Source organism: Undibacterium sp. TC4M20W (assembly GCF_049340245.1).
In the GTDB taxonomy this organism is placed as follows: domain Bacteria; phylum Pseudomonadota; class Gammaproteobacteria; order Burkholderiales; family Burkholderiaceae_D; genus Undibacterium.
Map to the genome: position 1 here is coordinate 280470 of NZ_JBMPPI010000006.1, position 23723 is coordinate 304192.

Genomic DNA, 23723 nt, shown 5'->3' on the forward strand with positions numbered 1-23723 from the left:
TGATGCTAATTTCACTCTGGAGCCCGCAATGAAAAACATCGCCATCAGCGAGGCAGAATCGCTAGTCATGGAAACCCTGTGGAAACAGCATCCGCAGTCAGCCGAAGAGGTCAGCGCCGCTTTGGCGCAGCAACAGGATTGGCAGGAAGCCACAGTCAAAACCTTGCTGAACCGCCTGCTGAAAAAAGGTGCGATCGCTGCCGAGAAGGATGGCAGACGCTTTTTGTATTCCCCCATCCTGCAGCGTGAACAATGGCTGATGTCAGAGAGCAAGGGTTTTCTCGACCGCATGTTCAATGGCCGTATCGCACCGCTGGTGGCGCACTTCAGCGAGCAAAAGAAATTGTCCAAACAGGATATCGCTGAACTCAAACGTCTCATCAAGGAGCTCGGTGATGATCAGTAATTTCTTGCAGCCAGCAATACTCGCCTGCCTTGTCATCAGCGGCCTGATCGTGCTCATCCTGCTGGTCAGAAACCCTTTGCGTAAATTGGCAGGTGCCGGTATTGCCTACCAGCTCTGGGCGGTCTTGCCACTCTCCCTGCTCGCCATGTTTTTGCCGCACCGGCAATATCTGGACATGGCGGAAAAGTTGCAGGCTCCTGCTAACCAGTTCATCTCAGGTACAACTCTGCTGGAGATACAGCCCACCAGTGTCTGGCCAATAATTCTTGTCAGTGTATGGCTCATAGGCAGCCTGTGTCTGCTGGCCCTGCTTGGCATGCAGCACCTGCATTTCTTGCGCAGGCTCGGCAAACTGACCGAGAGCGAGGGTGTCTATCTCGCCAGCGATGTTGATACTGGCCCGGCGCTGGCAGGCTGCTTCAGACCAAAGATCATTGTTCCCGCTGATTTTTATGAGCGTTATAGTGAAGCAGAACAGGCACTCATCATCCGCCATGAACTGGTGCACAAAGGCCGTGGTGATGTCATTGCCAATACCCTGTTTGCGTTGCTGCAATGTCTGTTCTGGTTCAACCCACTCATGCATGTCGCTGCCCGCTGCTTCCGTCTCGACCAGGAGCTGGCCTGCGATGCCAGCGTGATTGCGCAAGAGCCTCAGGCCAGGCGCACCTATGCCGAAGCCATGCTCAAAACCCAGTTAAGTGTCACCCGCAGCGCCCTGGCCTGCCATTGGCCTTCCCGTCATCCTTTAAAGGAGAGAATCATGCAATTGCAACAGAACAATCCGAGTAAATTGAAACGTGTGGTCGCCTACGCAGTATTGAGCTGCCTGTGCAGTGTCAGTGCCTACAGTGCCTGGGCTGCGACACCAGTGAGCAGTGTTGCCACACCCATACAGACTGGCCAGGACGCGGACAAGTCAGAAGTGGGCAGTTATTCCGTGGCGATGGATATTAAGGTTGCTGGTATAAAAAGTTCACCCCGTGTTGTAGTCAAGCAAGGTACGCCAGCCGCCATCGGCATACAGTCTGAAGACGGTCAGGCAAAATGGGACTTCAGTTTTACGCTTACTCCGGCACCTTCAGACAAATATAAAAATTCAGTCGTCATAGACATGATCGTCAAAAAAGGCGATGAAGTGATCGCCAAGCCAAAACTGATCACAGGCCTCGGCCAGCAAGCGAAGCTGCAAAAAGAAACGCCAGACAAACAGCAGGACTTTGATATTGCGATGACGGCTAGTCTGGTCAAATAAGTGGAATAAATTAATATCCGTGCGACATCAGGCAAGCTCTATCGGGCTGCCTGGTTTTGCTGTTCTGTTAAAATCGACGAAAGTAATTTTATGTTGATGCATCAGATCGAGACCGACTGACAGGACAGGAAGAAATGCTGTGAAACAAACGCTTGAGGCAAGCACAGAATATCAGGCGATCAGCAAATTTTACGGTGGGCGCCGGGCTGAACGCAGCCAGGAATTGCTGATGAAGCACATTGATGACGGCCTGGACATCATGATGCGCCTCGATGCCAGCATGGACGCCTTGAAGGCGTTTTGCATACATCCATTGCTTCAAGGGGATGCAGAATTAGCTTCCCATGTGTCCATGGTATCTTCATTTTCAGCAGAAGTGATGATGCTGGTGATGGAGTACCGTCGCGCAGCCAATGCCTACTTATGCAAGCCACATACCGATGCATGGGAGATAACTGATCTTGCCATCTACGTAGGCTGGACCTTGCCAGAAGTGCGCAAGATGCTATTGGCTGACAAGTTGCAAAATCAGGCAGATTTTTTGAAGCACCATGCCGATACCCATCAACGCAAGGCAGAATTGAAGCGTTATTTTGAACTCTGGATAAAGTATCTCAATGAGATGAAATGAGCCCGTTTATCATGCAAACCACCTGCACCAAACTCGCCCTCGCATTGCTACTGTTATCTGCTTCTACTGCCATGGCAGTGGAAGCCAAAATTTGCACAGGCGCCGCCGCCCTGAGCAAGCTGGATGGCTACTGGGCTACGACTCATTTTCTGAGCCTGCTGGAAAAACATGGCAACTGGACAGGGGCCATGAAAGCCACTGACAGCCAGCAAATTGCCCTGAGCATAAAGGATGGCCGCATCAAACAAAACCTGGCCTGGCATGAGGGTGACGAGACTGCCTATTGCCTGCGCCTAGCAGGTGATAAAGTCTGGTTAGTGGGTAACGGCAAGCACAGGGCAGAGCAGGGGCCGTATCAACGCCTGGGCACACTTGAGCAGAACGAGGCCGACCTTTATCTGGCACGCATCATACAAGGCTGCTTTGTCAGCGAAGAAAAAGAGCAATGGTGTTTCGCAGACGGCAAGCTCAGCATCAATGGCAAACCGGATAAAGCCAGATTGTCCCTGGATTTGTCTGAGCTGGATTTGTATGGCACGCCATTGCGTGTTGAAGGCCGCAAGCTGCCATTCTGGTATCTGGTCAGGCGTAGTGATGCATGGGTAGTCTTTGAAGACGATTATGCGAGTAATGAAAAGCGTGTACCCGTCTATTCAAAAACCAGCAAGCCCTGGCGCGTGTTAAGAAAGTAGCAGGCCAGCGTGAAGCTTTATTTTACTGTTGTGCGCCGTTACTTCCGCGTTAAGTATATTCTGTTGCTAGCATTGATCATCGCTCTGGCTGGCTTTATCCAGATCATGCTGAGTATTGCTCTTTATCCTGCAATGCTGGCCCAACAATCTGCCATACCAGAGAAAATCAAAGCTGATGCGGCGATAGTGTTAGGCGCATCAGTCTGGAAAGACAGGCCATCGCCCGTATTTGCAGAACGCATCAAGCATGGCATACACCTGTACAAAAACGGTCAGGTGCAGTATCTGATTTTCACAGGTGGCTTGAGTGAAGGTGACACTCTTTCTGAATCAGCCACAGCCCGCCAATATGCCATTGCCGAGGGTATTCCTGCTGAAAAGATTTTGACGGAAGAGGTATCGAAAAATACCCATCAAAACCTGATGCAGGCTTGCAAAATCATGCGCGCGCATCAATTAAAGAATGTAATGCTGGTCAGTGACCCTTTGCACATGAAGCGGGCGATGACGATGGCGAATGAAATGGAACTCCATGCCATCTCCGCTGCTACGCCCACCAGTCGTTATGTCAGTTGGCGCTCAAAAGCGAAGTCATTGTTGTATGAGGGCTTCTTTTATGTGAAGCATGAATTGACAGACGATATGAATATGTTGTGTAGCCCTAATCAGTCCTGAAAAATAATAAAAGGCTTGAGCGATTCTTTACATAAAGCCACTGACTAGTGCTTCCAGCTTTTCCAGCATCACAAATAATCCTCTGTCGTCTTCAGAATAGGGATAGTCAAAATACGCTATCTGCATCCATTGCGCCTCCTGGCCTGGATGGACATAGATTTCAAAATCATCCACCAGGATGATGTCACTGACTGCGGCATCAGGCACAAATTCCAGATTCTTGGTTTCACCTTGCCAGTGCACATATTCCATGTCTGCATACCAGGCTGGTGCCATGCCTTCTTCCACCAGCAAGCGGGCGATTTGCCTGAACTTGTCTTCCTTCACTGTCGTGAACATGACCAGGCGTGGGAATAGTGCAGCGCAGCGCTCGAGAAAAGCATGCAGGCCAGGACGTGGTATCTGGCTCATTGCATTGGAGATCAGTGTGCCTTCAAGATCAAGTGCGAGTACGGTAGGTGGTGTTTTTTTCATTTGATGAAAGATGATGAGGCGCTAGTATGTCACCGTAATTTTTGTAGGGTGCGCCGTGCGCACCATTGTATTCGAAGCTGCGGCAGGCAATGGCGCGTAGGGCGCATTCGACAGAACACGCTACCCAAGTTTAAAAAAATCCTCAGGTCTGTCTTCACCAAATTCTGCCCAATACCAGCAAGCCATCAAGAAACTGCTGAGATGATGATCTTCTGCGTACCATGCTTCGTCATCATTATTTCTTTGCCAGACGATGGGATCATCTTGCGCCAGGTCTTGCAGACGTATGCCCCAATCGACCACACCCTGATTCTCGTGCATGAAGATCAGATGTTCTTGTTCTGCATACAAATCTTCGGGCTGTAAAAGTTCATTGTATGCAGTGTTGGCAGGGCTGTTGCCGGCGCAAAGATAGTAGGCTGTCAATGCGAGTGGCAGCGGATGCGCAATAGCCTGCAATCTGTTGGCAGCATCTGGCAGGGACACCATTTCCAGTCCAGCATTTTTCATCCAGTACCGGTAAAAATCCTGGCAGGTTTTTATCTTAGCATCTGCGGATGCGTCTTCGTCCATCAGGCTTTGGCTGCAGCAAGCAGCGCATGTGCTGTTGCAGTTAGCAATGCCGTGGCTTCGCCGTCAAAGAACATTTGAGAGCTGACAAAGGCACCGTTGATCAACACCGCTAACTGGCCAGCCAGTTCATCCGGGCGTTTTGCGTCCAGGCGCACAGCGATGTCTTTGAGCCTGCGTCGCAGCTCATGTTTATGCTTGTAGGCAACCTCGCGGGCTGGGTGATCCTGGTCAGGAAACTCTGCCGCCACATTGATTTGTGGGCACCCGCGGTAGTTAGGGCGGGCTACCCGTTCACCTATCCACTGGAAATGCGCATCAAGCTCGGCAGCCGCATCATTTGCATGGCGCTTGTGCACATCGCCCCAGCATTGCCAGAAATCTTCATCTTCGCGCTGTAAAAAAGCGGCGATGAGATCGTCCTTGGTACCAAAGTGACGATAGATGCTGGTTTTTGCGACGTCAGCCTGCTCTGCCACCAGATCCACGCCCACGGCCCTGACACCCTGGCTATAAAAAAGCCGGGAAGCTGTTTCAAGTATGCGTTCTTTTACCTCTGAGGGTGCAGATGCGCTGGCGGTCTTTGAAGTATTCATGGAAAAAATTATAGCATGATTGCTTGACATGCTACAGACCTGTATGTATCTTATAAAACATACCGGTCTGTATCGTATTGAATAAATAATAAACTTGGAGTCAAACGATGAATACCCCAGTCAATAACAAAGTTGCTGTTTTTGGTGCTACCGGGCATACCGGACGCTTCGTGGTGGATGAGCTGGTAAGGCGCGGCATGGTGCCAATTGCCCTGGCCCGCGATAGCGGCAAGCTGGCCGCTGCTGGCTTTGAAAGTCGCGGCATCCGGACCCACTGCGTTTCAATCGCTGATGATGCCGCGCTGGATCAGGCCTTGCAAGGCGTCGCGGCCCTGATCAATTGCGCTGGCCCCTTCCTGGAAACCGCCAACCAGCTTGCTGCCGCAGCCATACGCAATCGCGTGCATTATCTCGATGTCAGCGCAGAGCAAATGAGCGCCCACGATACCTTGAAGAACTTTGATGGTCCAGCGCGTGAAGCAGGCGTGCTGGTTATGCCCGCCATGGGCTTTTACGGTGGCCTCGCAGATTTGCTGGCGACAGCGGTAACTGGCGACTGGGATGCAGTTGATGACATCCGCATAGGCATCGCCCTCGACAGCTGGCACCCTACCGAAGGCACGCGCATCACCGGTGCGCGCAATACAGCACATCGTCTGGTGGTCAGTGATGGCAAGCTGGTACCCATGACATTGCCTGCAACTGAAATTGCCTGGGACTATGCTGAGCCCTTCGGGCGGCTTGATGCGATAGAAGTGCCGTTCTCGGAAGTTATACTGATGACACAACATTTGAGCATAGGGCAATTGCATACCTATCTGAATCTGTCTGCCCTGCAGGATATACGTGACCCGCTGACGCCACCACCCGCGGCAGCAGACGAAAGCGGCAAGTCTGCCCAGATATTTCTGGTCGAGATCATCGCAGGCAAGGATGGGCAAACCCGCAAACTGATGGCGCAGGGGCGCGACATCTATGGCTTCACTGCGCCACTGATATGCGAGGCAGCGCAACGGATTTTGCAGGGTGAAGTGAAACAGCATAGTGGCGCGCATGCGCCAGGTGCAGTCTTTGATGCGCGTAGCTTTTTGCATGCGCTTGCACCTGAGCTGGTCTGCACTTTTGAAGCAGTATGATTCGTGGCTGAAACCATCACTGCTTACTAGCTCGTGCCGCAGATGCATTAAACCTGAAAAGGCGTAGATACATCGTCTTTTGCAGTGACAAGACCTTAAAAATATCTTGTATTTGCTGCAATTTATGCTTTATTATGTCTTGGTACATAATTTATGTATCTGGACATAATAAAGCATAATAGAGTAAGTACAAATAAAAAGCAGAGATAAAAAGGGTCGTCAGCCATGAGCATTTCCTTTACTTTTCGCCGCCCTGAGCTGGCGCAGGAGCTTTGCAACAGGTTGCAAGGCAAGGGCCTGAGTGATGCGCGCTCGGGTTTATTCCTGGCTGCCCCAAGGCGCGTCGGCAAGAGCACCTTCCTGCGCGAAGACCTGGTGCCAGAGATCAGTGCACGCGGCTGGCTGCCCGTGTATGTGGATTTGTGGGCCAACAAAGAGCGCGACCCTGCCCTCATCATTACCGAGGCCATCAAAAAACATTTGGCCGACACCATAGGCATCATCAGCAAGGCGGCCAAGGCCGTGGGCTTGTCCAAAGTCAATGTCATGGGCACGCTGACCATTGATATTAACCAACCGGGTTTGCCAGACAATGTCACGCTGTCAGATGTGATTGCCGAGCTCAGTCACCAGGTTAAAAAACCTATCGTGCTCATCGTCGATGAAGCCCAGCATGCCCTGAGCACGCCAGCAGGCCTGAATGCCATGTTTGCACTCAAGTCAGCACGCGATACCCTGAACCTCAGTGCTGAGCTGCCCGCACTGATGCTGGTATTTACTGGTTCCAACCGTGACAAACTCGCCCACCTCGTGCTGAACCGCACCCAGCCTTTCTTTGGTTCCAGCATTACCGCTTTTCCCTTGCTCAACAAGTCATACACCGATGCCTTTACCAAATGGGCAAATGGCAATCTGGCCAGAGGCAACAAGCTGCGCGCCGAGAGTGTGTGGGCAGCATTCCAGTTGCTGGGCAACCGGCCAGAAATGCTGCGTGACCTGATCGCCCACATCGCCCTCGAAGGTCAGGCGCAAAGCCTTTCAGAAATACTCGAAGATGGTGCCCGCAAAATCAATAACCGCCTGTGGGAAGAATTCGCCAGCGAGTTCGATGCCCTGACAGCGATACAGAAAGCCGTGCTCAGCGTGCTCATCAGCAAGGGCGAACACTGGATACCATTTTCTGATGAATCCATGGCGGCCTATATGGCCATCACCAAAACCAGACGCTTATCCAAGGCAACGGTGCAAACAGCCATTGATGGCCTGCGCGAAAAAAACCTGGTCTGGAAACAATCGCGCGGCATCTATGCGCTGGAGGATCAGGGATTTGCTGAGTGGTTCAGGCATAACAGGTTAACAGTGGACGATAAGGACTAAGGCTGCGCTCTGTACAAAGAGGAAGATGAAAAAATGAACAAGCCCACCAACAAGTAGAAAGCAGTCATCTGCCTTCTACTCCTCGCTGCAACATCTGTTCATGCTGCCGACAGGATTTTCTATGATGGCAAACAGATGTCGCTGAAGCAGATAGACGTAGAAAAAAACAATGCGCCGGAAGTAGCCTGGTATCGCCGCGTCGGAAACAAGACACAACAGCCGGGGATGTTGAAGATTAATTGTTTGATGTCATGATCTTTGGTTTCTGGGCTTACTACTTTTCATCTAATGGAATCCAAGTGCCACGCACCAGTTGTGTTTTTACGTGGTCTTTAAAATGTGTGACTCGCTCTTCCAGCGTCTCGCAGGATGGCGGTTTCTCATTCTTGGCCCTGATTTTTACCATTCCCAAGATCAGATGTTTGTATGCTTTAATTTCCAGACGAAGCTGCCTCCTGGCTAGATCACTGATCTCTGTAATACATCCTTCGCAAGTAGCTTCATAAAAATCAAAGAAATCACCCCATTCAATTCCATCGGATGCACTAGAGGAACAGGCGCTGACATTTTCTGCCAGCGTAAGAATTTTTCCAAACTGCTCAGTGTGTTTTTCTAATTCTGTCATTGTAGCCATTGGCAGTTGAAGCAGTTTTTTTGCATCAGAAATTGCCAGTCTGGCCTTGTGTGCGCATAGTTCTTTCTCAATGACAGGAATACCAGCCTTGACCCAATGCTTGAAACCTGGAATTAATCCTGCATAGGCATCTATTAGTGCTTTATTGCCATCTGCGGAAATACCTGCGCCATTTATTTTTCTCATCTCAGGAGGAACGAGGTAGGACAAAAAGAAGGGGGAACCATATACGCCACCTCGGCCACCATTCATCAGCGATATTTCTATACTCGCTATGCCGCGATCAATGGCTGCATCATATTGTTCAGATCGATACCAGAGCTTACGCAGTACCCCTTCGTAATATTCGAAGGCACCGCGATCGCCTGCTTGCTGGCATTGAGTTTGATAGTCGGCAAGTTCAAGCAACTTGATAGGAACTTGACGCCATGGGTCAGTGCAGGCTTCCCTGTCTCTGAGCCTGTTCAGACATACTGTCTGATTGGCAGTTGACTTGCTTACTTGCGATTGCGCAAAAGCAGGAATCAAGTACAGAGTTAAAGAGAATAAGGTGATTGATAAAATTATTTTTCTCAGGAAATGGCTTTGAAAATTTTTCAATGGAATATTTCCTTTTTAAGAATGGGAGTAAGTCACAGTATTTTAAGCAATATATTGCCTCACTATGTCAAAAATTCCATTCCTCAGGCAATGCAGCTTCACACAGCGCACATTCAAGCACATCGTCCTTGATGATGTTGATGGCCTGGCATAGCCTGCAACGGCGAAATTCATAGCTGCTGCTGAAATGTCCGGGCGCAGCCATGCCTGCGAGTTGCAAGGCGTTTGCCACATCCGGCCATGACGAGGTTTGCGGGCAATAGCCAGTGGATTGATTGGTGATGGCGCTCACTGCGGGCTTGTCGCCATTGATGACAAAAGTGATTTCACCAGCAGATAATACTGGTTTTCCACTGGCGCAAGCGACATGTTCGCTATGCCGGTCTGCAAGGTGCAGGATGCCATGCTGGTCTATGGTGAAGGTCGCAATTATGCTGCCATCACGGTTGATATGCTGTTCAGTCTCTTTTACCCAGCGCATGACATCCTGCAACTCGCGAATCGCAAAACCTATGGGGATGGCTGCAACTGCGGTGGCAATTTCTACGGGGCCTACATAATGATAAAGCTGCGTCATTGCAGAATTGAATAAGAGATCAGCAAACCGATGTGCTGATTTTTGTCAGTTGTATGAATAGCACAGGCAGCAATATGCCGGTGGCACCTGTCAGATACAGGACTAGCTGCATATTCTTTAAGCGAACCTTGTCACCGCAGATTTTTATATAGGCAACAGGCGCAATGAAAAAAAGCGAAGTCCAGATGAGCGTGAGCGCGCAAGCATTGTATAACAGGTCACCGCAATAAATGATCTCGAAAAAACCTCTTGATAAAAACATCCACAAAGTCGCAACACCAAACCAGCGGGCAACAGAGTTCCAGTTTTTAACAAAGAATTGTATATATACGGCTGCGCCGCAGATACCAATCAGTATTAGCCATGCCAGTGCCAACGATATGCTCACGCTTTTCTGGCCCATAAAAAGAATACCAGCGCCAAGACTGCAAATGCAAGCGCAGGCAGCAATCTGCCCAGGCAGGCAGAGATGATTACGTCCGCAAATGAAACGATACTGACGGCATACAGATCGCGGCGGCGGAGGTTGAATTTCATTTTTTTTATTGTGCTTTGTTTTCGACGCTTCTCAAAAGCAAAGTAACGATTGCTATTTATGAAGCATTGATGAGTCGCTTCAGATGTTGAGTCATTTTTTTCAAGTGTATCTGAAGGCAGTGCCAAGATGAATCTTCCCGCCATTCTATCCAGGTTTCTTCAATCAGAAAATCCAGAAATACATGCTGACGATTTGATCTTACTTCGTCAAGTAAAGAGATCAGAGCATCCATTTCTTTTGGGGCACCATCATGCAACCTGAAAGCTGTTTGTTCTGCGAGTGAAGAAAATCCCTCTTTGCTCCAAACAACTACATTCGCGTGGTAATAGCAATGCAGTTCTTGAAGAATCAGGTTTTCCAGATGCTCGGTTCTTATCATGATTTCATGCTAAATTTTGCACCCCATCTGCTTACGCAACTTGCCCACATCACCGGCTGCAGTCGCTTTCAGGATGTCTTCAGGGATGTGCCCATATTCTTCACGCATGAGGGTAAAATTATTTTTGGTTCCGGCGGGCTGGAACCACATCAGGTAGCCGCAGGTGACGGGGGCGATGCTTTGCCTGGTTTCATAATCGACGGCGATATAGGTGCCTGCCTGCTGCGCATTGGCAGGGTTGTCATAGACGGTGATGCGCCAGAGGTCGCGGCTGACTTGCTTGCCAATTTGCGTCTGGTAGGCTGAGGTGCGGGTTTGCCATTCTTCCAGCGTGCTGGTGTTCTTCAAACCCTTGCTCAGCATATTGTAGGCAACTTCATAGTAGCCATTGTCAATGGCTGACATATAGGCATTGCTGAGTTTTTTGCCTTCTATCTTGAACCTGGCGATGTCATCTTCACTGAGTTTGCTACTGGCCAGCTTGGGGCGTTCCGGGATGTCGGCCACGCAATTCAATATCTGTACCATGCTGAAGCTGGTTTTGCCCTCTGCAGCCTGACCCGCCAGGGGTTCATCGCGGTTGAATTTGTATTTGCCAAATTCTGGTATTTTGCCATTGCATAGTTTGGCCGCAGGTTCGGCCATCATGGTTTGTGCCTGATCTACGGTCAGGCTGCTGTCACTGCTGAGCACCAGTTCAAAGCTTGTGCCTGAGAGTTTTTTATAGGCGAGGTCAGCAGCCCACGCCGGGCTGGCGCTGATGAAAAGACAGGTGCTTACAGCAATGGCAAGGCGGGATGGTGTCATGGCAATCATTGATGAGAGAAGATCCAGCAAAGATACGGGATGAGACCTGATTTAACAATCACGAAACTGTTTCAAAAAATTACCTGAGGTTTGTACCGCATCTGAAGCACGTGACTCTGGAGCGAAAAATATATGAGAAGCAAATGGCATCGGGCAGCATTTATTGTGACTCCTGCAAACCCTCCAGTACGCCAAAGTACGCTGGTTTTGCCTGACCTATGTCGTCGAATAGCAGTGGCCAGTCCGGGTAGGGTTTGTTGTCCAGCAACCATGAATCCTTGTCCAGCAAACCCCAGAAGGTGATACCGCCGCGCTGGGCAGGTGGCACGCTTTGCAGATAAGCGCTGACGATGTCCCGGTATCTGGCTTTTTGCAGTTGTGCCCGTGCCGGGTCCAGGCTGGCTGCCTTTTGTTGTTGATTCAGGCTGACATCGAGTTCTGAAATACGTACCTGCAGGCCACGTGCAGCCACCGCCTGCAGCGCAGTTTTGATTTGCGCGATATCCGGGCTATCGACACTGACATGCATCTGAAAACCTATGCCATGCAGGGGGATGTGACGGCGCTGGAAGTCATCAATCATATCCAGCATGAACTGCAATTTGTCGGCCTTGCTCTCCATGTTAAAGTCGTTGTAGTACAGCACCGCAGCGGGGTCGGCTTCATGGGCGGCGATGAAGGCCTGTTCTATGTAGGCGGGGCCAAGCTTTTCAAGAAAGAGGGTGGCACGGTATTGTTTGGGATGCTTGTTATCTATCGCTTCATTGACGACATCCCAGCTTTTGACCTTGCCTGCAAAATGCCTGCAAATTTGCTGTACATGTTCACGCAGCATCGCCTGCCAGTCACCCTGATAGTTTTTCATCCAGACCGGTAGCTGGTAATCATGGTGCCAGATCAGGGTATGTCCATGCAATATCATGCCATGTGTACGTGCATATTCTGCCAGTGCATCTGCCGCCGCAAAATCATAGGTATCAATGGCGGGATGCAGGAAACGCATTTTCATGCCGTTTTCTGCGACGATGCTGTTGAACTGCGCATTGATGAGTGCAGCGTTTTCCTTGATGTCGGCCATATCACCAGGCGCATTCCCTACATTCAAGGCAACCCCGATAGGGAATTTGGCGCTGTCTTTCAATGCGGGCACAGGCACTACAGCTTGCGCCCAGCTTTCAGGCTGGCAGAAACTGAATATCAAAGCGAGCAGGGTGAGGGAAAAGCGGTAAGGCATGGTTTGGGGCACTTTGTTTGTAAGCTAGTCATCCTACAACATTGCCATGTAAATGCCAGTGAAGCGGCTAAATAATCATGTTTTCTGATGAGGCTTGGCAAATTTCATGTGTTTTGTGATCGGTTGTCATACAACAGTCATGTGCATACCTTATGATCGCCGGACTTTTCCACTTCAGATCAGACCTGCATCATGACCTCTGCTTATTGCTTGAAACACTGCTTGAAACACTGCTTGAAACACTGCTTGAAACGCCTGCCCCTGGCTTTAATGATCAGCACTGCGCTTACTCTTATGGCTTGTGGTGGCGGCTCGAACACCGTGGTGACCGATACCGTCGTTATCGAAGGCCCGCTGGTGATACCTGCACCGCCTGCTGATCCAGGCACGGTCGATAGCGCACCGGTGCCTGCCGGTGTGCCCGCCTTTGTCGATAATGTCGCCAGCAACCAGCGTGGGGACGCCAGATATGCGACGCTGGAAACCAATGCGGGTGTGCGCGTATTGTCAGGCTTTCTCGCGATCTGGCAGCCGCTGACCCTGATTGTGGATGCTGGTGTGACCGCACCGGCAGTAGATAATTTCCCGGCAGTAGCCACTTCCAAGTGGACAGGTGTGCCTAATGATGGCACAGCGGACGGCACCATCCTGAACCGTGTAGTGCACGATGCCAACATCAATTATGTTGCGAACCTGACTGGCAAACGCACGCCTGAACAGGAGCTGGCTGCCTACCTTGATGATCGCCGCGGCAAAGGCTATAGCGTGACCGATGGCCTGGGCCCATTGACAGCAGCATGGCGCAGCGCTGCGCAGCAGACTACCAGCATCACCGCAATCCCCGCTGATGCGGGCACGGTTTTATACAATGACAGCGGCAATAATACAGGTGTGGGTGGCATTGCCAATACCAGCTTTGGCAATGCCGTCGATCTGTTGTCGCTGATAGGCAATAACGGTTCTACCGAACCGGCCAAGCGCTTTTATAAATATGCCCGCCCTTACCGCTGGAGCAACCAGGTCATCGTTGCTCCTTCATTGGTGCCAGCCAAGAGCACTGCACCGGCAACCGATGGCGGCTTCACCAGTGGTCACTCGGCAGAAGCGACTCGCGACGTCATTGCCATGGCTTATATGGTGCCCGAGCGTTTCCAGGAATTGTTGAGCCGTGGCCTGGAACTCGGTGAAAACCGCATCATGGCAGGCATGCATTCACCACTCGATGTCATGAGTGGCCGCATACAGGCACAAGCCGTAGCCGCCGCCAACTTGTATGATGCTGCCAATGCAGCCAAGAAAACTGCAGCTTATGCACAGGCTCACGCTACGCTGATCACGCAAACCAATACCACGGCAGACAGCTTCAATGCCTATGCCCATTCTGCCACTGCAACGACAGACCGTTTTGCTGACTATGCCAGCAACAAGGTCAACTATCTGCGCCGCATGACCTACGGCTTTGCGCCGATTGCTGCCACTAATGTTGCCCCTGTCGTGCCCAAGGGGGCAGAAGTCTTGCTGGAAACCCGTTTGCCTTATTTGAGCGATGCGCAAAGGCGCGTGGTCTTGAAAACTACTGCCATGGCATCCGGCTACCCTGTCATGGATGATGCCGAAGGCTGGGGCAGGCTGAACCTGTTTGCCGCCGCAGATGGTTATGGCAGTTTTGTTGGCAATGTCATTGTCAACATGGATGCCACCAAAGGTGGTTTCAATATCATGGATATTTGGCGCAATGACATCAATGGCAGCGGCAAACTCAGCAAACTCGGTAGCGGCACGTTGAAGCTGGCAGGTAATAATAGCTGGACCGGTGGCACGCAAATCGATGCAGGTACAATCGAAGCCAATTCAGCCACGGCCTTTGGTACTGGCGATGTGTACAGCGGCGCTGGCGTCATCGTCAATACCGCAGGCAATCTGGCAATCGCGGGCAAATATACGCAGTTAGCTAGCGGCACACTGGAGATCAACCTGCGCAGCGCGCAAAGCCAGATGCAGGTTGGCAGCACAGTCACCATCGCTGGCGGTAGCTTGCGCATACGCTTCCAGAATGGCTACAAACCCAGCGTTGGCGATACCCTTACCGTTATCAATGCAGGCAGTTTGAAAGGCAAGTTCACCAGCATCACGGTTGATGGATATACAGCGACGCCGACTTACACTGCAACCAGTTTGCAACTGAAGCTGACTGCCTGATGCGCTAGTGAGTAGTTTGGTTTTTGGTTTTTGGTTTTTGGTTTTTGGTTTTTGGTTTTTGTAGCAATGTATGGTAAGAATTTAATTTTGCTGCGCACGCGTGTAAGATGTGGACATTCTCTTACAGTACAGATTTGTACCACATCGCACCATGAGCGAAACACCACAACGCTTTAAAGCAGGCGATTTTTACCTGGAGCTGCCCAAGGGCAGTTCCATCTCTGCCGCCGCTGCTGCTGCGCCAGTCAAAGCAGACAAGCCGGAAACACCCGAACCCGTGGAAGAAGCGCAATACGTCTATCGCCCGAATGATCCCTTCCAGGCATCAATAGACGAAGCCCGTGCGATTGCCAGTATCAGCAGCAGCCAAAAAAGCTGGGTCAAGAAAACCTGGTTTGCCCTGTTTGTTGTCGGGCCGCTAGTTTATGCAGAATTAATCGCAATAGGTTTGAGCATCAATGGTGACGTGAAGAATCCAGGCCTTGCCTTTCTGATTTCCAACGCTCTCATCATGCCAGTCTGGCTGATCTATTACACGATCTGGCGCAGGAAGGTGAAGTCTTGAAGCCGCACGGGCTCATCAGGTCGCAAGGCAAGCTCAGGTCGGGTGCCCGTTGCTGACGCGTATGCAATTGCGCCCCTGAGACTTGGCGTAATACAGTGCTTTGTCGGCGGCTTGTATCAATTCCAGTGGTTGATTGTTTTCTCTGACGGGGACGAAGGCATCTATGCCAGCGCTGATGGTGACTACGCCGGTGGCATTGCCTGAGTGCTTCAGTTCCAGCTGGTAAATTGCCTGTCTGATGCTTTCAGCGACTTTCATGGCACCGGCTACATCGGTGCCGGGCAATAAAACGACCATTTCTTCACCGCCATAACGTGCGCTCAAGTCCCCTGGCCTGTGTTTGCCAGCGGCCACTACTTTACTGATCGCGCGCAGGCATTCGTCACCGGCGGCATGGCCGTAGATGTCGTTATATTGTTTGAAGCAATCGACATCAATCATGATCAAAGCCAGGGAGCTGGCGTTGCGCATGGCCCGACTGAATTCATCTTTGAGGGCGATATCAAACTGACGCCGGTTGGCAAGGCCGGTCAGGCCATCCTGCATGGCGAGTTTTTCCAGCGTCTGATTCAATTGTTCGAGAGAGTTACGCGCCCTGACCAGCTCGGCTTCTGCCTGTACACGCAATGCTATCTGGCGTATCAGGCGAGAGCCTATGAATGCCAGCACGATGACCAGGCAGCCCACACCTATGGCATGAATAATGGTGTTAGATTTCCAGTCCGCCAAGACTTCATCGCGTGACAGGGCGGCAGAAACCACCAGCGGGTATTCATCGAGTTGACGGTAACTATTGATGCGTACGACACCGTCCTGGGCAGAAGTAAATGTTTTCGTCGCAGCCCTGGCTTGGGGAAGATACTCACGGAACAAGGGGAACTGCGAGATATCTTTGCCCAAGGTTTTTTCTTCAAACGGACGCCGTAATAAAATAATGCCTTGGTTGAGTGCAACAAAAATCGCGCCAGAATTACCTATTTCAAATTGCTCATAAAATTTCTTGAAATAACTCATCTTTACCGTGGCCAGCACGACACCGCCAAAACTCCCATCACTTTTGTTAAAGCGGCGGGACACCGTGATAATCCATTCACCAGTCGATTTGCTTTTGATCGGCGGGCCGATATGGACACCGCGATCGGTGTGGTCGCGGTGATAGATAAAGTATTCGCGGTCTGAATTATTGGCGCCTTTTTTTAACTCAGGCTGGGAGTTGACGACCCAGTTGCCGGCCTGGTCATATACAAAAATACCGTGTAACTGCGGCAATTCTTCTACCCGTTTGACCACCAATGCATGAAAACGCTGCAGATGGGATTCTGAAAAACCTTCGACTTCCAGCCGCTCAACCAAGCCAACCAGGACAGTGTCTGCCCCTTTTATGGTGTCGTAGGCATGCTGGCCTATGGACCGGGCGAGATTGTAAGTGGCTCTCTCGGTTTCTGCCAATTGCACTTCACGAGCCTTCCAGGTAACCCATACCTGTATCAATATCAAAGATATGCATACCAGAACGACAAAACCTATTGCCAGGGTAGTGATGGGCAATTTTTTGGGTGCTGGGGCCTGGGTTGGGCGCTCGGTATTTATGGCTGTTATGGTGGTCATGAAGGGATACCTTCCATCATTGATTGTTTAAGGCTGCCTGCAATAAGTGACAAGAGCCTCACATTATCTTAATCGGACAAATCAGTGCAAATAGGTAATGATTATAGAGCTTGATTATAGAGTGCATTAGCAATCAGATATGATTTTCTTCAAATCTGTGCCATGACTCCTTCTGTTTTTTGCCAGTAAGCCTATTGCTATATTGCATGCTACCAGCATGCTGTTACTTGTGTCGCGATTGTTATTTTTTGTAACGCAGCATGAGAATTACTCCATTCTTACCCCTGTTTTTGAGTCGATTTCGGCCATTTTCTCCTATGACAGCGGCATATTTATTTGTTGCTGCAATCAATTTCCATGCTGCCCTGCAAAAATTTTTAAACTGGTATAAACTGTTGACTAGTCAATGAATATTGTTGCTGCCATGAATCCCGAAATACAAAATTCAGAGTTTTTTGCTCATCAGGTTGAAGAAAGCGTGGGTTACTTGCTTGCCCGTTCCCGCACCATGTTGTCACGTGCTATTGATGAATCCCTGCGCCGCCTGGATATTACCCATGCCCAGGGCAGTGTATTCATGATGTTGTCCATGGGAAGCTGCCATACCGCGGCTGACCTGGCGCGCGAGTTGTTTATTGATTCTGCCGCTATGAAACGCACGCTGGACAAACTTGAAAGCAAAGGCTACGTGCAGCGCATCGTCGATGAGAATGACAAGCGCCTGTTCAAGTTGGCGCTAACAGTCAGCGGCAAGGAACTGGCGGCGCAATTGCCAGCTGTTTATTCCGAAGTGCTGGATGTGGGCTTTACCGGATTTGCTCCTGAAGAAATCAATTTCCTCAAGTATCTCTTGCGTAAATTGCTGTTGAACAGGCCGATTCTTGAAGCCTGGATGGAAAAGAATAATTGATTGCTCAGGCAAGCAATCTTAGCTCCAATCTTAGCTCCACTTTATAGCTTCATTTGTAGATTTAAAGACTTTTAATTGTAGTCATCGTTTTTTAGTGAACGTCCATATGAAAAAATCACTTTTCAAACCAGCCAAAGCCGCAGCCAGCCTGCGTTTGCTGCTCAGTGCATCTGCATTGTGCTTGCTGTCGGCTTGCGTCAGTTTTCAAGGTATACAAAGCCAGGCGCAACTCAAGACACTGACGGCGCAAGCAGGGGCCTTCCCTGACCAGGGCGGTAATGCTGCCTGGCCTGATTTGCAATGGGCGACAGGTATAGGCGGTGCAGAATTGCAGTCTCTGATAGACCGCGCTCTGGAAAATCACCCCAGTCTGCAGGCTGCCGCCGCACGTTTACAGGCGGCGCAGGCCGCCACTGCTGCCGTGGGTGCCAACAAATTGCCATCGGCAAATCTGAGTGTCGATAGTACTTACCAGCGCTTTACTGAACATGGCCTGGTGCCACCACCACTGGCAGGTACTTACAATACAAATAACCAGATCAGTTTCAATGCTACTTATGAACTCGATTTCTGGGGCAAGCACAGTGCCGAAATGCGTGGCGCATTGTCGCAGGAAAAAGTGGCAGAAGCCGAAGCGCAAAGCGTACGTCTGATGCTTAGTAACGCCATTGCCCGCGCCTGGCTGCAACTGGCACGCCAGAATGCACAGTTGGAACTCAGCAAGCAACAGCTGGCTGTGCGTGAACAGTTTGACAGCCTGACGCAACAACGTGTCAAAGCCGGTCTCGATACCAAAGTAGAAGTGCAGCAAAACCTGGTGCAATTGTCTGGCCTCAAAAATGAACTCGCCCAGTGGCAAGAGGCCATGGCGCTGACGCGTAACCAGATTGCCGCCTTGCAAGGCCTGGGGCCAGAAGAAGGCAAGCTGATTGCCACACCAAAATTCCAGCCTGTGGCAGATACGGCATTGCCGGGTAATTTGCCTCTGGAATTGCTGGGCCGCCGTCCTGATATCGTTTCTGCGCGCTGGCGTGTAGAAGCAGGGCAAAGTGATGTCGATGTCGCCAAGACTCAGTTTTATCCCAACATCAATATCGTTGGCTTCGTGGGTTTGTCCAGCCTTGGTTTGTCCAACCTGGCCAATAGTGGCAGCAGCATTATAGGTGCAGGCCCTGCGATACGCTTGCCGATATTTGAAGGCGGCCGTTTGCGTGCGCAGTTGAAGGGCAAGGTCGCGGCCTATGATGTGGCCGTGGCGACCTACAACCAGAGCCTGACGGATGCCCTGCATGAAGTGGCAGACCAGGTGCAGATACTGCAAGCCAGCCAGTCGCAATTGGTTGAGCAGCAAGCTGCCGAGCAAGCATCCCGCGTTGGCCTGCAACTGGCACAGCAAAGACAAAAAGCAGGCACTGCCAACAAACTGCCTGTGCTGGCTGCTGAAAGTGCCGTGCTGTCACAGCAAAAGCTCTCACTGGAACTGGCCGTGCGTCATACCGAAGCGCGCATCAACCTGATCAAGGCGCTGGGTGGCGGCTATGAAAGCAAGAACCTGCCTGCTGCCAGCACCAATCAAACCATCATTCAATCCCAAGTTAAAAACACACCGGAGGCTGCGTTATGAACGCCCCAGATCAAAACAAACCTGTCAACGTAGCTCCTCAAGCTGAAATCGCACCAGAAAAAAATGGCAAGCGCCGTGTACTGCTGATCATCATTACCCTCATCGTCTTGGTGGCAATTACTGCCTATACATTCTGGTGGTATACAGTAGGCCGCAATTTTGAACATACTGAAGATGCCTATGCTGCTGGCAATGTCGTGCAAGTGACATCGCAAGTTGCCGGTACTGTAGTTGCCATTCATGCCGATGATACTGATGTGGTGCAAGCTGGCAAGCCCCTGGTAGAACTCGACAAAACGGATGCCAAGGTAGCTGTTGATCAGGCTGAGGCCCAGTTGGCACAGACAGTGCGCGAAGTACGCGTGTTGTTTGCCAATAACGGCAGTCTGCAAGCCAATGTCAGCCTGCGCAGCAGCGAAGTCGAAAGAGCCAAGTCTGACCTGGCGCGCCGTACCCAGTTGCTGAGCACAGGCGCAGTCTCTGCTGAAGAACTGGAACATGCCCGCAATGCCGTCAAGAGTGCAGAAGCTGCCCTGCAAGCGGCCAATGAACAACTGACATCCAACCGCACGCTGACAGAAAACACCACTGTCACCCAGCACCCGAATGTCTTGCGTGCCGCTGCCCGTGTGCGTGAAACTTTGTTGGCACTGAGCCGCACCAGCTTGCCAGCACCCATGAATGGTTTTGTCGCCAAACGTGCCGTCCAAGTCGGCCAGCGCATTGCGCCAGGTTCACCTTTGCTGTCCATCGTGCCTTTGAATACTTTGTGGGTTGATGCCAATTTCAAGGAAGTGCAGCTCGCCCATATGCGTATAGGCCAGGATGTGGAATTGCATTCTGATCTGTTTGGCGGCGACGTCACTTACCACGGCAAGGTACTTGGTATGTCGGCTGGTACGGGCTCTGCCTTTGCCTTGCTGCCAGCACAAAATGCCAGCGGTAACTGGATCAAGGTCGTGCAGCGTGTGCCAGTACGTATCAGCCTCGATCCTAAAGAGCTGGAAGCGCATCCGCTGCGCATCGGTGTTTCGATGCAGGTACAGGTCAATATCTCGCAACAGCAAGGCGCACCGGTAACTGCGGCTGCCCGCACGGCACCTGCTTACCAGACAGCTGTGTTTGAACAAAACGGTAAAGATGCTGACCAGCGCATCGCCGAGATTATTGCAGCGAATTTGCCGGGTACTAAGGATCACAAAGACGATCACAAAGACGACCATAAAGAAAATCACAGCGCTGCCGCAGTGAAATCTACAGGCAAGGGTGCGTAATGAGCGCGCCACGTCCTCAGGCACCGCATCCACCACTGAAAGGTGGGCAGTTGGCAATGGGCACGCTGGCCCTGTCGCTGGCGGTGTTCATGAATGTGCTGGATTCATCGATTGCCAACGTATCGATACCGGCGATCTCTGGCAACCTCGGTGTCTCGCCGCAGCAAGGCACCTGGGTCATCACTTCGTTTGCGGTGGCAAATGCGATTTCTGTGCCGCTGACAGGCTGGCTGACGACCCACTTTGGTCAGGTCAGGTTGTTCCTGTCATCTATCCTGCTGTTCGTCATTTCGTCGTGGCTGTGCGGTATGGCACCGAATATCGAGATTTTGATTGCTGCGCGTATTTTGCAGGGTGCAGTTGCTGGCCCGATGATCCCGTTGTCACAGGCCTTGTTGCTGGGGAGTTATCCGCCCGCTAAAAGCTCGATGGCGCTGGCGCTATGGGGGATGACCACTCTCGTCGCGCCTATCATGGGTCCTTTGCTGGGTGGCTGGATATCGGATAATTATTCCTGGCCCTGGATTTTTTATATCAACATCCCGGTAGGTTTGTTTACTGCCTGGGCCACCTGGTCCATCTACCGCAAACGCGAATCTGCCATCAAGAGTCTGCCTATCGACAAGGTCGGTTTGTTCTTGCTGGTGATCTGGGTCGGTGCCTTGCAAATCATGCTCGACAAGGGTAAGGAGCTGGACTGGTTCAATTCTGGCGAGATTGTCCTGTTGACGGTGATTGCTGTGATAGGCCTGATTTATTTTGTCGTGTGGGAGCTGGGGCAAGACCATCCCGTGGTTGATCTGTCGCTGTTCAAGGGTCGTAATTTCAGTGCCGGGGTGGTGGCGATTTCGATAGGTTATGGCCTGTTCTTCGGCAGCCTGGTCATCATGCCGCTATGGTTGCAAACGCAGTTGGCTTATACCGCAACTGAGGCGGGCAAGGTCATGGCACCAGTTGGCATCTTCGCGATTATTCTGTCACCTATCATAGGCAAGATATTGCCCAAGGTGGATGCCAGGAAGGTTGCCTCTGCTGCCTTCATGGGATTTGCGCTAGTGTTTTTCCTGCGCTCGCGTTTCAATACCGAGGTGGATACTTATACCCTGCTGATCCCTACCTTGATACAGGGTGCAGCGATGTCGATGTTCTTCATCCCATTGACGTCGATCATCCTGTCTGGCCAGCCACCGGATAAGATCCCGGCAGCATCGGGCTTGTCGAACTTCGTGCGTATCATGTGCGGTGGCATGGGCGCCTCCATCATGACCACCATCTGGGACAGCCGCAGTACTCTGCACCATGCCCAGATCGCCGAGAACACCGGCAGCAGCTTCCCGACCTTTGTACAAACCGTGCAGGGTCTGATGCAGCAAGGCATACCAGAACAAGGTGCTTACGCCATCATCGACCGCACCATCAGCGTACAGGCCAGCACCATGGCCGCGACGGATATTTTCTGGATGTCGGCCTATATGTTCATCGGTCTCATCGGTCTGGTGTGGTTGACCAAACCAAAAAAATCGGCGGTACCTGTGGATGCGGGTGGGGCGCATTAGACTTGGTGCTGAGATGACAAAAAAGGCTTGCAGGTATAAACCTGCAAGCCTTTTTCTTTATGATGCCTGTCACAGCTCAGCGAGGAAGGTATATCAGGGCAATTCAGGTATTGCGTGGCTGGAATCTATCGTTTCTACCGCAAGCCTTAATCCCATTGCCTTAAGTATGGCAGACAAGCTGCTTAATACAGGGTTTCCATCCGGCGATAACGTACGATAAAGCTGGGTTGTACTCAAATGTGCTGTTTCAGCCACTGCTGGTACGCCACCAAAAGCCTTGGTCATTTGCCTTAAGGTGATAAGCAGTTCACCCTGATCGCCATCCTCAAGTATGCTATTGAGCAATTGCACCGCATATGCCGGGTCATTTTGAAATAGTTCGGCCATTGCCTCGTCATGGTTTTTATCCTTCATCACCTATTCTCCTCTGCCAATCTTGCCAATAATCGCAGGCTTTGGCTATATCCTTGTCTTGCGTATCTTTGTCGCCGCCACATAAGAGCAAAACAATTTCCTTGCCCGAAATTGCATAATAAACTCGATATCCTGCACCAACGTCTATGCGTAACTCCCAAATACCATCCCGACAAAATTTGTGATCACCAAAGTTGCCAAGCTCAATCCGGTTAATGCGACGATCTATGGCAATTCTTGCTTTAACATCACGCAGCTTGCGAACCCAGTCAAAGTAAATGTCTTTATTGTCCGAGCTTAAATAGTGTTTGATATCGTACATAATCAAGTTTCGTTTATAAACGAATTTATGTCAAGTTGAACGATTTGCATAAATTCATGCAGCTTCGCCTTGGGTTTGATTGCCTTGATGTGGCTAAAACTTGTTGATCACAATTTCGCCAACTTTTTCTTTCTTGTTGATGCTTGTTCTTGGCTCAGGGTGCGTGGTAGTGATTTTGACGATGCTGACCGTTGCCTTGTAGGGGATGGGATTTCCATCGCACTGAAAGTAGCGGCGTGCTTTGTCCCGGTCTGCTTCTGGCAGGCCCTGCATGCTTACACAAGGATTTGTCAGTGCAGCTATCAATTGAGGGAGTTGTCCCTTGTTGACATATTCTTCTGCCACTTGAACTTCACCACATTCAAGTCTTAATGCTTGCAAAGTCCACACACTGCAATTGGGTGACAAATTCAAAGTTGCTGAAACTTGAGGGGAATTGGCAATCACCACCAGTTGCCTGCTGATGTTGTTGGTGCCTGACATGGCAGTCAGTTGCAACAGCAAAAAAATATAACAGATAGCAGCAGAAAATATGCCCAGTAACAAGGAGATAGGTATAGCCCTCTTTTTAAACTGTTCTGCTCCTGGAGATTTAAGTGGCAAGTTGAGCCCTGTGTTTTGCTTGATTGTTTTTTTCATGGTTGTTGATTTTATACTGATTCAATCCCTG

Annotated in this window: 27 protein-coding genes; 13 read left to right on the top strand and 14 right to left on the bottom strand. The window is 50.8% G+C overall.

Annotation, left to right across the window (positions count from 1 at the left end; translation table 11 throughout):
• Positions 1–28 precede the first annotated feature (28 nt).
• The 5 genes from ACO0LL_RS10870 (at position 29) to ACO0LL_RS10890 (ending at position 3659) form a co-directional block, all read left to right on the top strand.
• A complete protein-coding gene (locus tag ACO0LL_RS10870; RefSeq protein ID WP_422950881.1) occupies positions 29–406 on the top strand; it encodes a BlaI/MecI/CopY family transcriptional regulator in 378 nt (125 codons plus the stop codon).
• Positions 396–1661: a M56 family metallopeptidase gene (locus ACO0LL_RS10875; protein ID WP_422950882.1), complete on the top strand. Its 1266-nt coding sequence runs from the start codon at positions 396–398 to the stop codon at positions 1659–1661. The genes ACO0LL_RS10870 and ACO0LL_RS10875 overlap by 11 nt, the downstream gene beginning before the upstream one ends.
• A gap of 139 nt (positions 1662–1800) precedes the next feature.
• On the top strand, positions 1801–2292 hold the full coding sequence (locus ACO0LL_RS10880; RefSeq protein ID WP_422950883.1) for a hypothetical protein: 492 nt from the start codon (positions 1801–1803) through the stop codon (positions 2290–2292).
• Positions 2289–2984 (top strand): hypothetical protein, encoded by a 696-nt coding sequence (locus ACO0LL_RS10885; RefSeq protein WP_422950884.1) that lies wholly within the window; start codon positions 2289–2291, stop codon positions 2982–2984. The genes ACO0LL_RS10880 and ACO0LL_RS10885 overlap by 4 nt, the downstream gene beginning before the upstream one ends.
• Positions 2985–2993: 9 nt before the next feature.
• Complete coding sequence (locus tag ACO0LL_RS10890; RefSeq protein ID WP_422950885.1) at positions 2994–3659, top strand: YdcF family protein; 666 nt, start codon at positions 2994–2996, stop codon at positions 3657–3659.
• A 27-nt stretch (positions 3660–3686) separates the two neighbouring features.
• Here ACO0LL_RS10890 and ACO0LL_RS10895 read toward each other — a convergent pair whose 3' ends face one another.
• From ACO0LL_RS10895 to ACO0LL_RS10905, 3 genes are all read right to left on the bottom strand, one after another.
• Positions 3687–4133: an NIF family HAD-type phosphatase gene (locus ACO0LL_RS10895; RefSeq protein ID WP_422950886.1), complete on the bottom strand. Its 447-nt coding sequence runs from the start codon at positions 4131–4133 to the stop codon at positions 3687–3689.
• A gap of 120 nt (positions 4134–4253) precedes the next feature.
• Positions 4254–4706, bottom strand: coding sequence for a hypothetical protein (locus ACO0LL_RS10900; protein WP_422950887.1), 453 nt, complete (start codon positions 4704–4706; stop codon positions 4254–4256).
• The gene (locus ACO0LL_RS10905; RefSeq protein WP_422950888.1) at positions 4706–5299 is read right to left on the bottom strand and encodes a TetR/AcrR family transcriptional regulator; all 594 of its coding nucleotides are present in this window, start codon (positions 5297–5299) and stop codon (positions 4706–4708) included. Before ACO0LL_RS10905 ends, ACO0LL_RS10900 begins: the two co-directional genes overlap by 1 nt.
• 107 nt (positions 5300–5406) lie before the next feature.
• Here ACO0LL_RS10905 and ACO0LL_RS10910 point away from each other — a divergent pair, with 107 nt between their 5' ends.
• Together ACO0LL_RS10910 and ACO0LL_RS10915 are read left to right on the top strand one after the other, a co-directional pair.
• A complete protein-coding gene (locus ACO0LL_RS10910; protein WP_422950889.1) occupies positions 5407–6435 on the top strand; it encodes a saccharopine dehydrogenase NADP-binding domain-containing protein in 1029 nt (342 codons plus the stop codon).
• Between the two features lie 225 nt (positions 6436–6660).
• Positions 6661–7812: a hypothetical protein gene (locus ACO0LL_RS10915; RefSeq protein WP_422950890.1), complete on the top strand. Its 1152-nt coding sequence runs from the start codon at positions 6661–6663 to the stop codon at positions 7810–7812.
• 274 nt (positions 7813–8086) lie between these two features.
• On the opposite strand, the gene ACO0LL_RS10920 is transcribed toward ACO0LL_RS10915, so the two are convergent.
• The 7 genes from ACO0LL_RS10920 to ACO0LL_RS10950 all read right to left on the bottom strand — a co-directional run bounded on the left by ACO0LL_RS10920 (position 8087) and on the right by ACO0LL_RS10950 (position 12581).
• Positions 8087–9046 (bottom strand): hypothetical protein, encoded by a 960-nt coding sequence (locus ACO0LL_RS10920; protein ID WP_422950891.1) that lies wholly within the window; start codon positions 9044–9046, stop codon positions 8087–8089.
• 67 nt (positions 9047–9113) lie between these two features.
• Positions 9114–9623 (bottom strand): hypothetical protein, encoded by a 510-nt coding sequence (locus tag ACO0LL_RS10925; RefSeq protein ID WP_422950892.1) that lies wholly within the window; start codon positions 9621–9623, stop codon positions 9114–9116.
• A gap of 19 nt (positions 9624–9642) precedes the next feature.
• The gene (locus ACO0LL_RS10930) at positions 9643–10011 is read right to left on the bottom strand and encodes a hypothetical protein (RefSeq protein ID WP_422950893.1); all 369 of its coding nucleotides are present in this window, start codon (positions 10009–10011) and stop codon (positions 9643–9645) included.
• Complete coding sequence (locus ACO0LL_RS10935) at positions 10008–10160, bottom strand: hypothetical protein (RefSeq protein ID WP_422950894.1); 153 nt, start codon at positions 10158–10160, stop codon at positions 10008–10010. Before ACO0LL_RS10935 ends, ACO0LL_RS10930 begins: the two co-directional genes overlap by 4 nt.
• A gap of 56 nt (positions 10161–10216) precedes the next feature.
• Positions 10217–10540 (bottom strand): hypothetical protein, encoded by a 324-nt coding sequence (locus ACO0LL_RS10940; protein ID WP_422950895.1) that lies wholly within the window; start codon positions 10538–10540, stop codon positions 10217–10219.
• Between the two features lie 9 nt (positions 10541–10549).
• Positions 10550–11347, bottom strand: a complete 798-nt coding sequence (locus tag ACO0LL_RS10945; protein WP_422950896.1) for a DUF4019 domain-containing protein — start codon at positions 11345–11347, stop codon at positions 10550–10552.
• Positions 11348–11507: 160 nt separating this feature from the next.
• Positions 11508–12581, bottom strand: coding sequence for an endo-1,4-beta-xylanase (locus ACO0LL_RS10950; protein WP_422950897.1), 1074 nt, complete (start codon positions 12579–12581; stop codon positions 11508–11510).
• Between the two features lie 270 nt (positions 12582–12851).
• On the opposite strand from ACO0LL_RS10950, the gene ACO0LL_RS10955 reads away from it, so the two are divergent.
• Positions 12852–14780, top strand: coding sequence for a phosphatase PAP2 family protein (locus ACO0LL_RS10955; RefSeq protein ID WP_422950942.1), 1929 nt, complete (start codon positions 12852–12854; stop codon positions 14778–14780).
• A gap of 151 nt (positions 14781–14931) precedes the next feature.
• Positions 14932–15345 carry a hypothetical protein gene (locus tag ACO0LL_RS10960; RefSeq protein ID WP_422950898.1) on the top strand — a complete coding sequence of 138 codons (414 nt, stop codon included), beginning with the start codon at positions 14932–14934 and terminating at the stop codon, positions 15343–15345.
• 33 nt (positions 15346–15378) lie between these two features.
• Here the strand turns inward: ACO0LL_RS10960 and ACO0LL_RS10965 are convergent, their stop codons facing one another.
• The gene (locus ACO0LL_RS10965; protein WP_422950899.1) at positions 15379–16953 is read right to left on the bottom strand and encodes a sensor domain-containing diguanylate cyclase; all 1575 of its coding nucleotides are present in this window, start codon (positions 16951–16953) and stop codon (positions 15379–15381) included.
• 424 nt (positions 16954–17377) lie between these two features.
• Between ACO0LL_RS10965 and ACO0LL_RS10970 the strand changes: the two genes are divergently transcribed.
• The 4 genes from ACO0LL_RS10970 (at position 17378) to ACO0LL_RS10985 (ending at position 22317) form a co-directional block, all read left to right on the top strand.
• The gene (locus ACO0LL_RS10970; protein ID WP_422950900.1) at positions 17378–17863 is read left to right on the top strand and encodes a MarR family winged helix-turn-helix transcriptional regulator; all 486 of its coding nucleotides are present in this window, start codon (positions 17378–17380) and stop codon (positions 17861–17863) included.
• 106 nt (positions 17864–17969) lie between these two features.
• Positions 17970–19487, top strand: coding sequence for an efflux transporter outer membrane subunit (locus ACO0LL_RS10975; RefSeq protein WP_422950901.1), 1518 nt, complete (start codon positions 17970–17972; stop codon positions 19485–19487).
• A complete protein-coding gene (locus ACO0LL_RS10980; RefSeq protein ID WP_422950902.1) occupies positions 19484–20761 on the top strand; it encodes an HlyD family efflux transporter periplasmic adaptor subunit in 1278 nt (425 codons plus the stop codon). The genes ACO0LL_RS10975 and ACO0LL_RS10980 overlap by 4 nt, the downstream gene beginning before the upstream one ends.
• The gene (locus tag ACO0LL_RS10985; RefSeq protein ID WP_422950903.1) at positions 20761–22317 is read left to right on the top strand and encodes a DHA2 family efflux MFS transporter permease subunit; all 1557 of its coding nucleotides are present in this window, start codon (positions 20761–20763) and stop codon (positions 22315–22317) included. The genes ACO0LL_RS10980 and ACO0LL_RS10985 overlap by 1 nt, the downstream gene beginning before the upstream one ends.
• A 93-nt stretch (positions 22318–22410) precedes the next feature.
• Here the strand turns inward: ACO0LL_RS10985 and ACO0LL_RS10990 are convergent, their stop codons facing one another.
• The 3 genes from ACO0LL_RS10990 to ACO0LL_RS11000 form a co-directional block, all read right to left on the bottom strand.
• The gene (locus tag ACO0LL_RS10990) at positions 22411–22731 is read right to left on the bottom strand and encodes a DNA-binding protein (RefSeq protein WP_422950904.1); all 321 of its coding nucleotides are present in this window, start codon (positions 22729–22731) and stop codon (positions 22411–22413) included.
• On the bottom strand, positions 22721–23053 hold the full coding sequence (locus ACO0LL_RS10995) for a type II toxin-antitoxin system RelE/ParE family toxin (RefSeq protein WP_422950905.1): 333 nt from the start codon (positions 23051–23053) through the stop codon (positions 22721–22723). The genes ACO0LL_RS10990 and ACO0LL_RS10995 overlap by 11 nt, the downstream gene beginning before the upstream one ends.
• A 93-nt stretch (positions 23054–23146) precedes the next feature.
• A complete protein-coding gene (locus tag ACO0LL_RS11000) occupies positions 23147–23692 on the bottom strand; it encodes a hypothetical protein (protein WP_422950906.1) in 546 nt (181 codons plus the stop codon).
• Positions 23693–23723 lie beyond the last annotated feature (31 nt).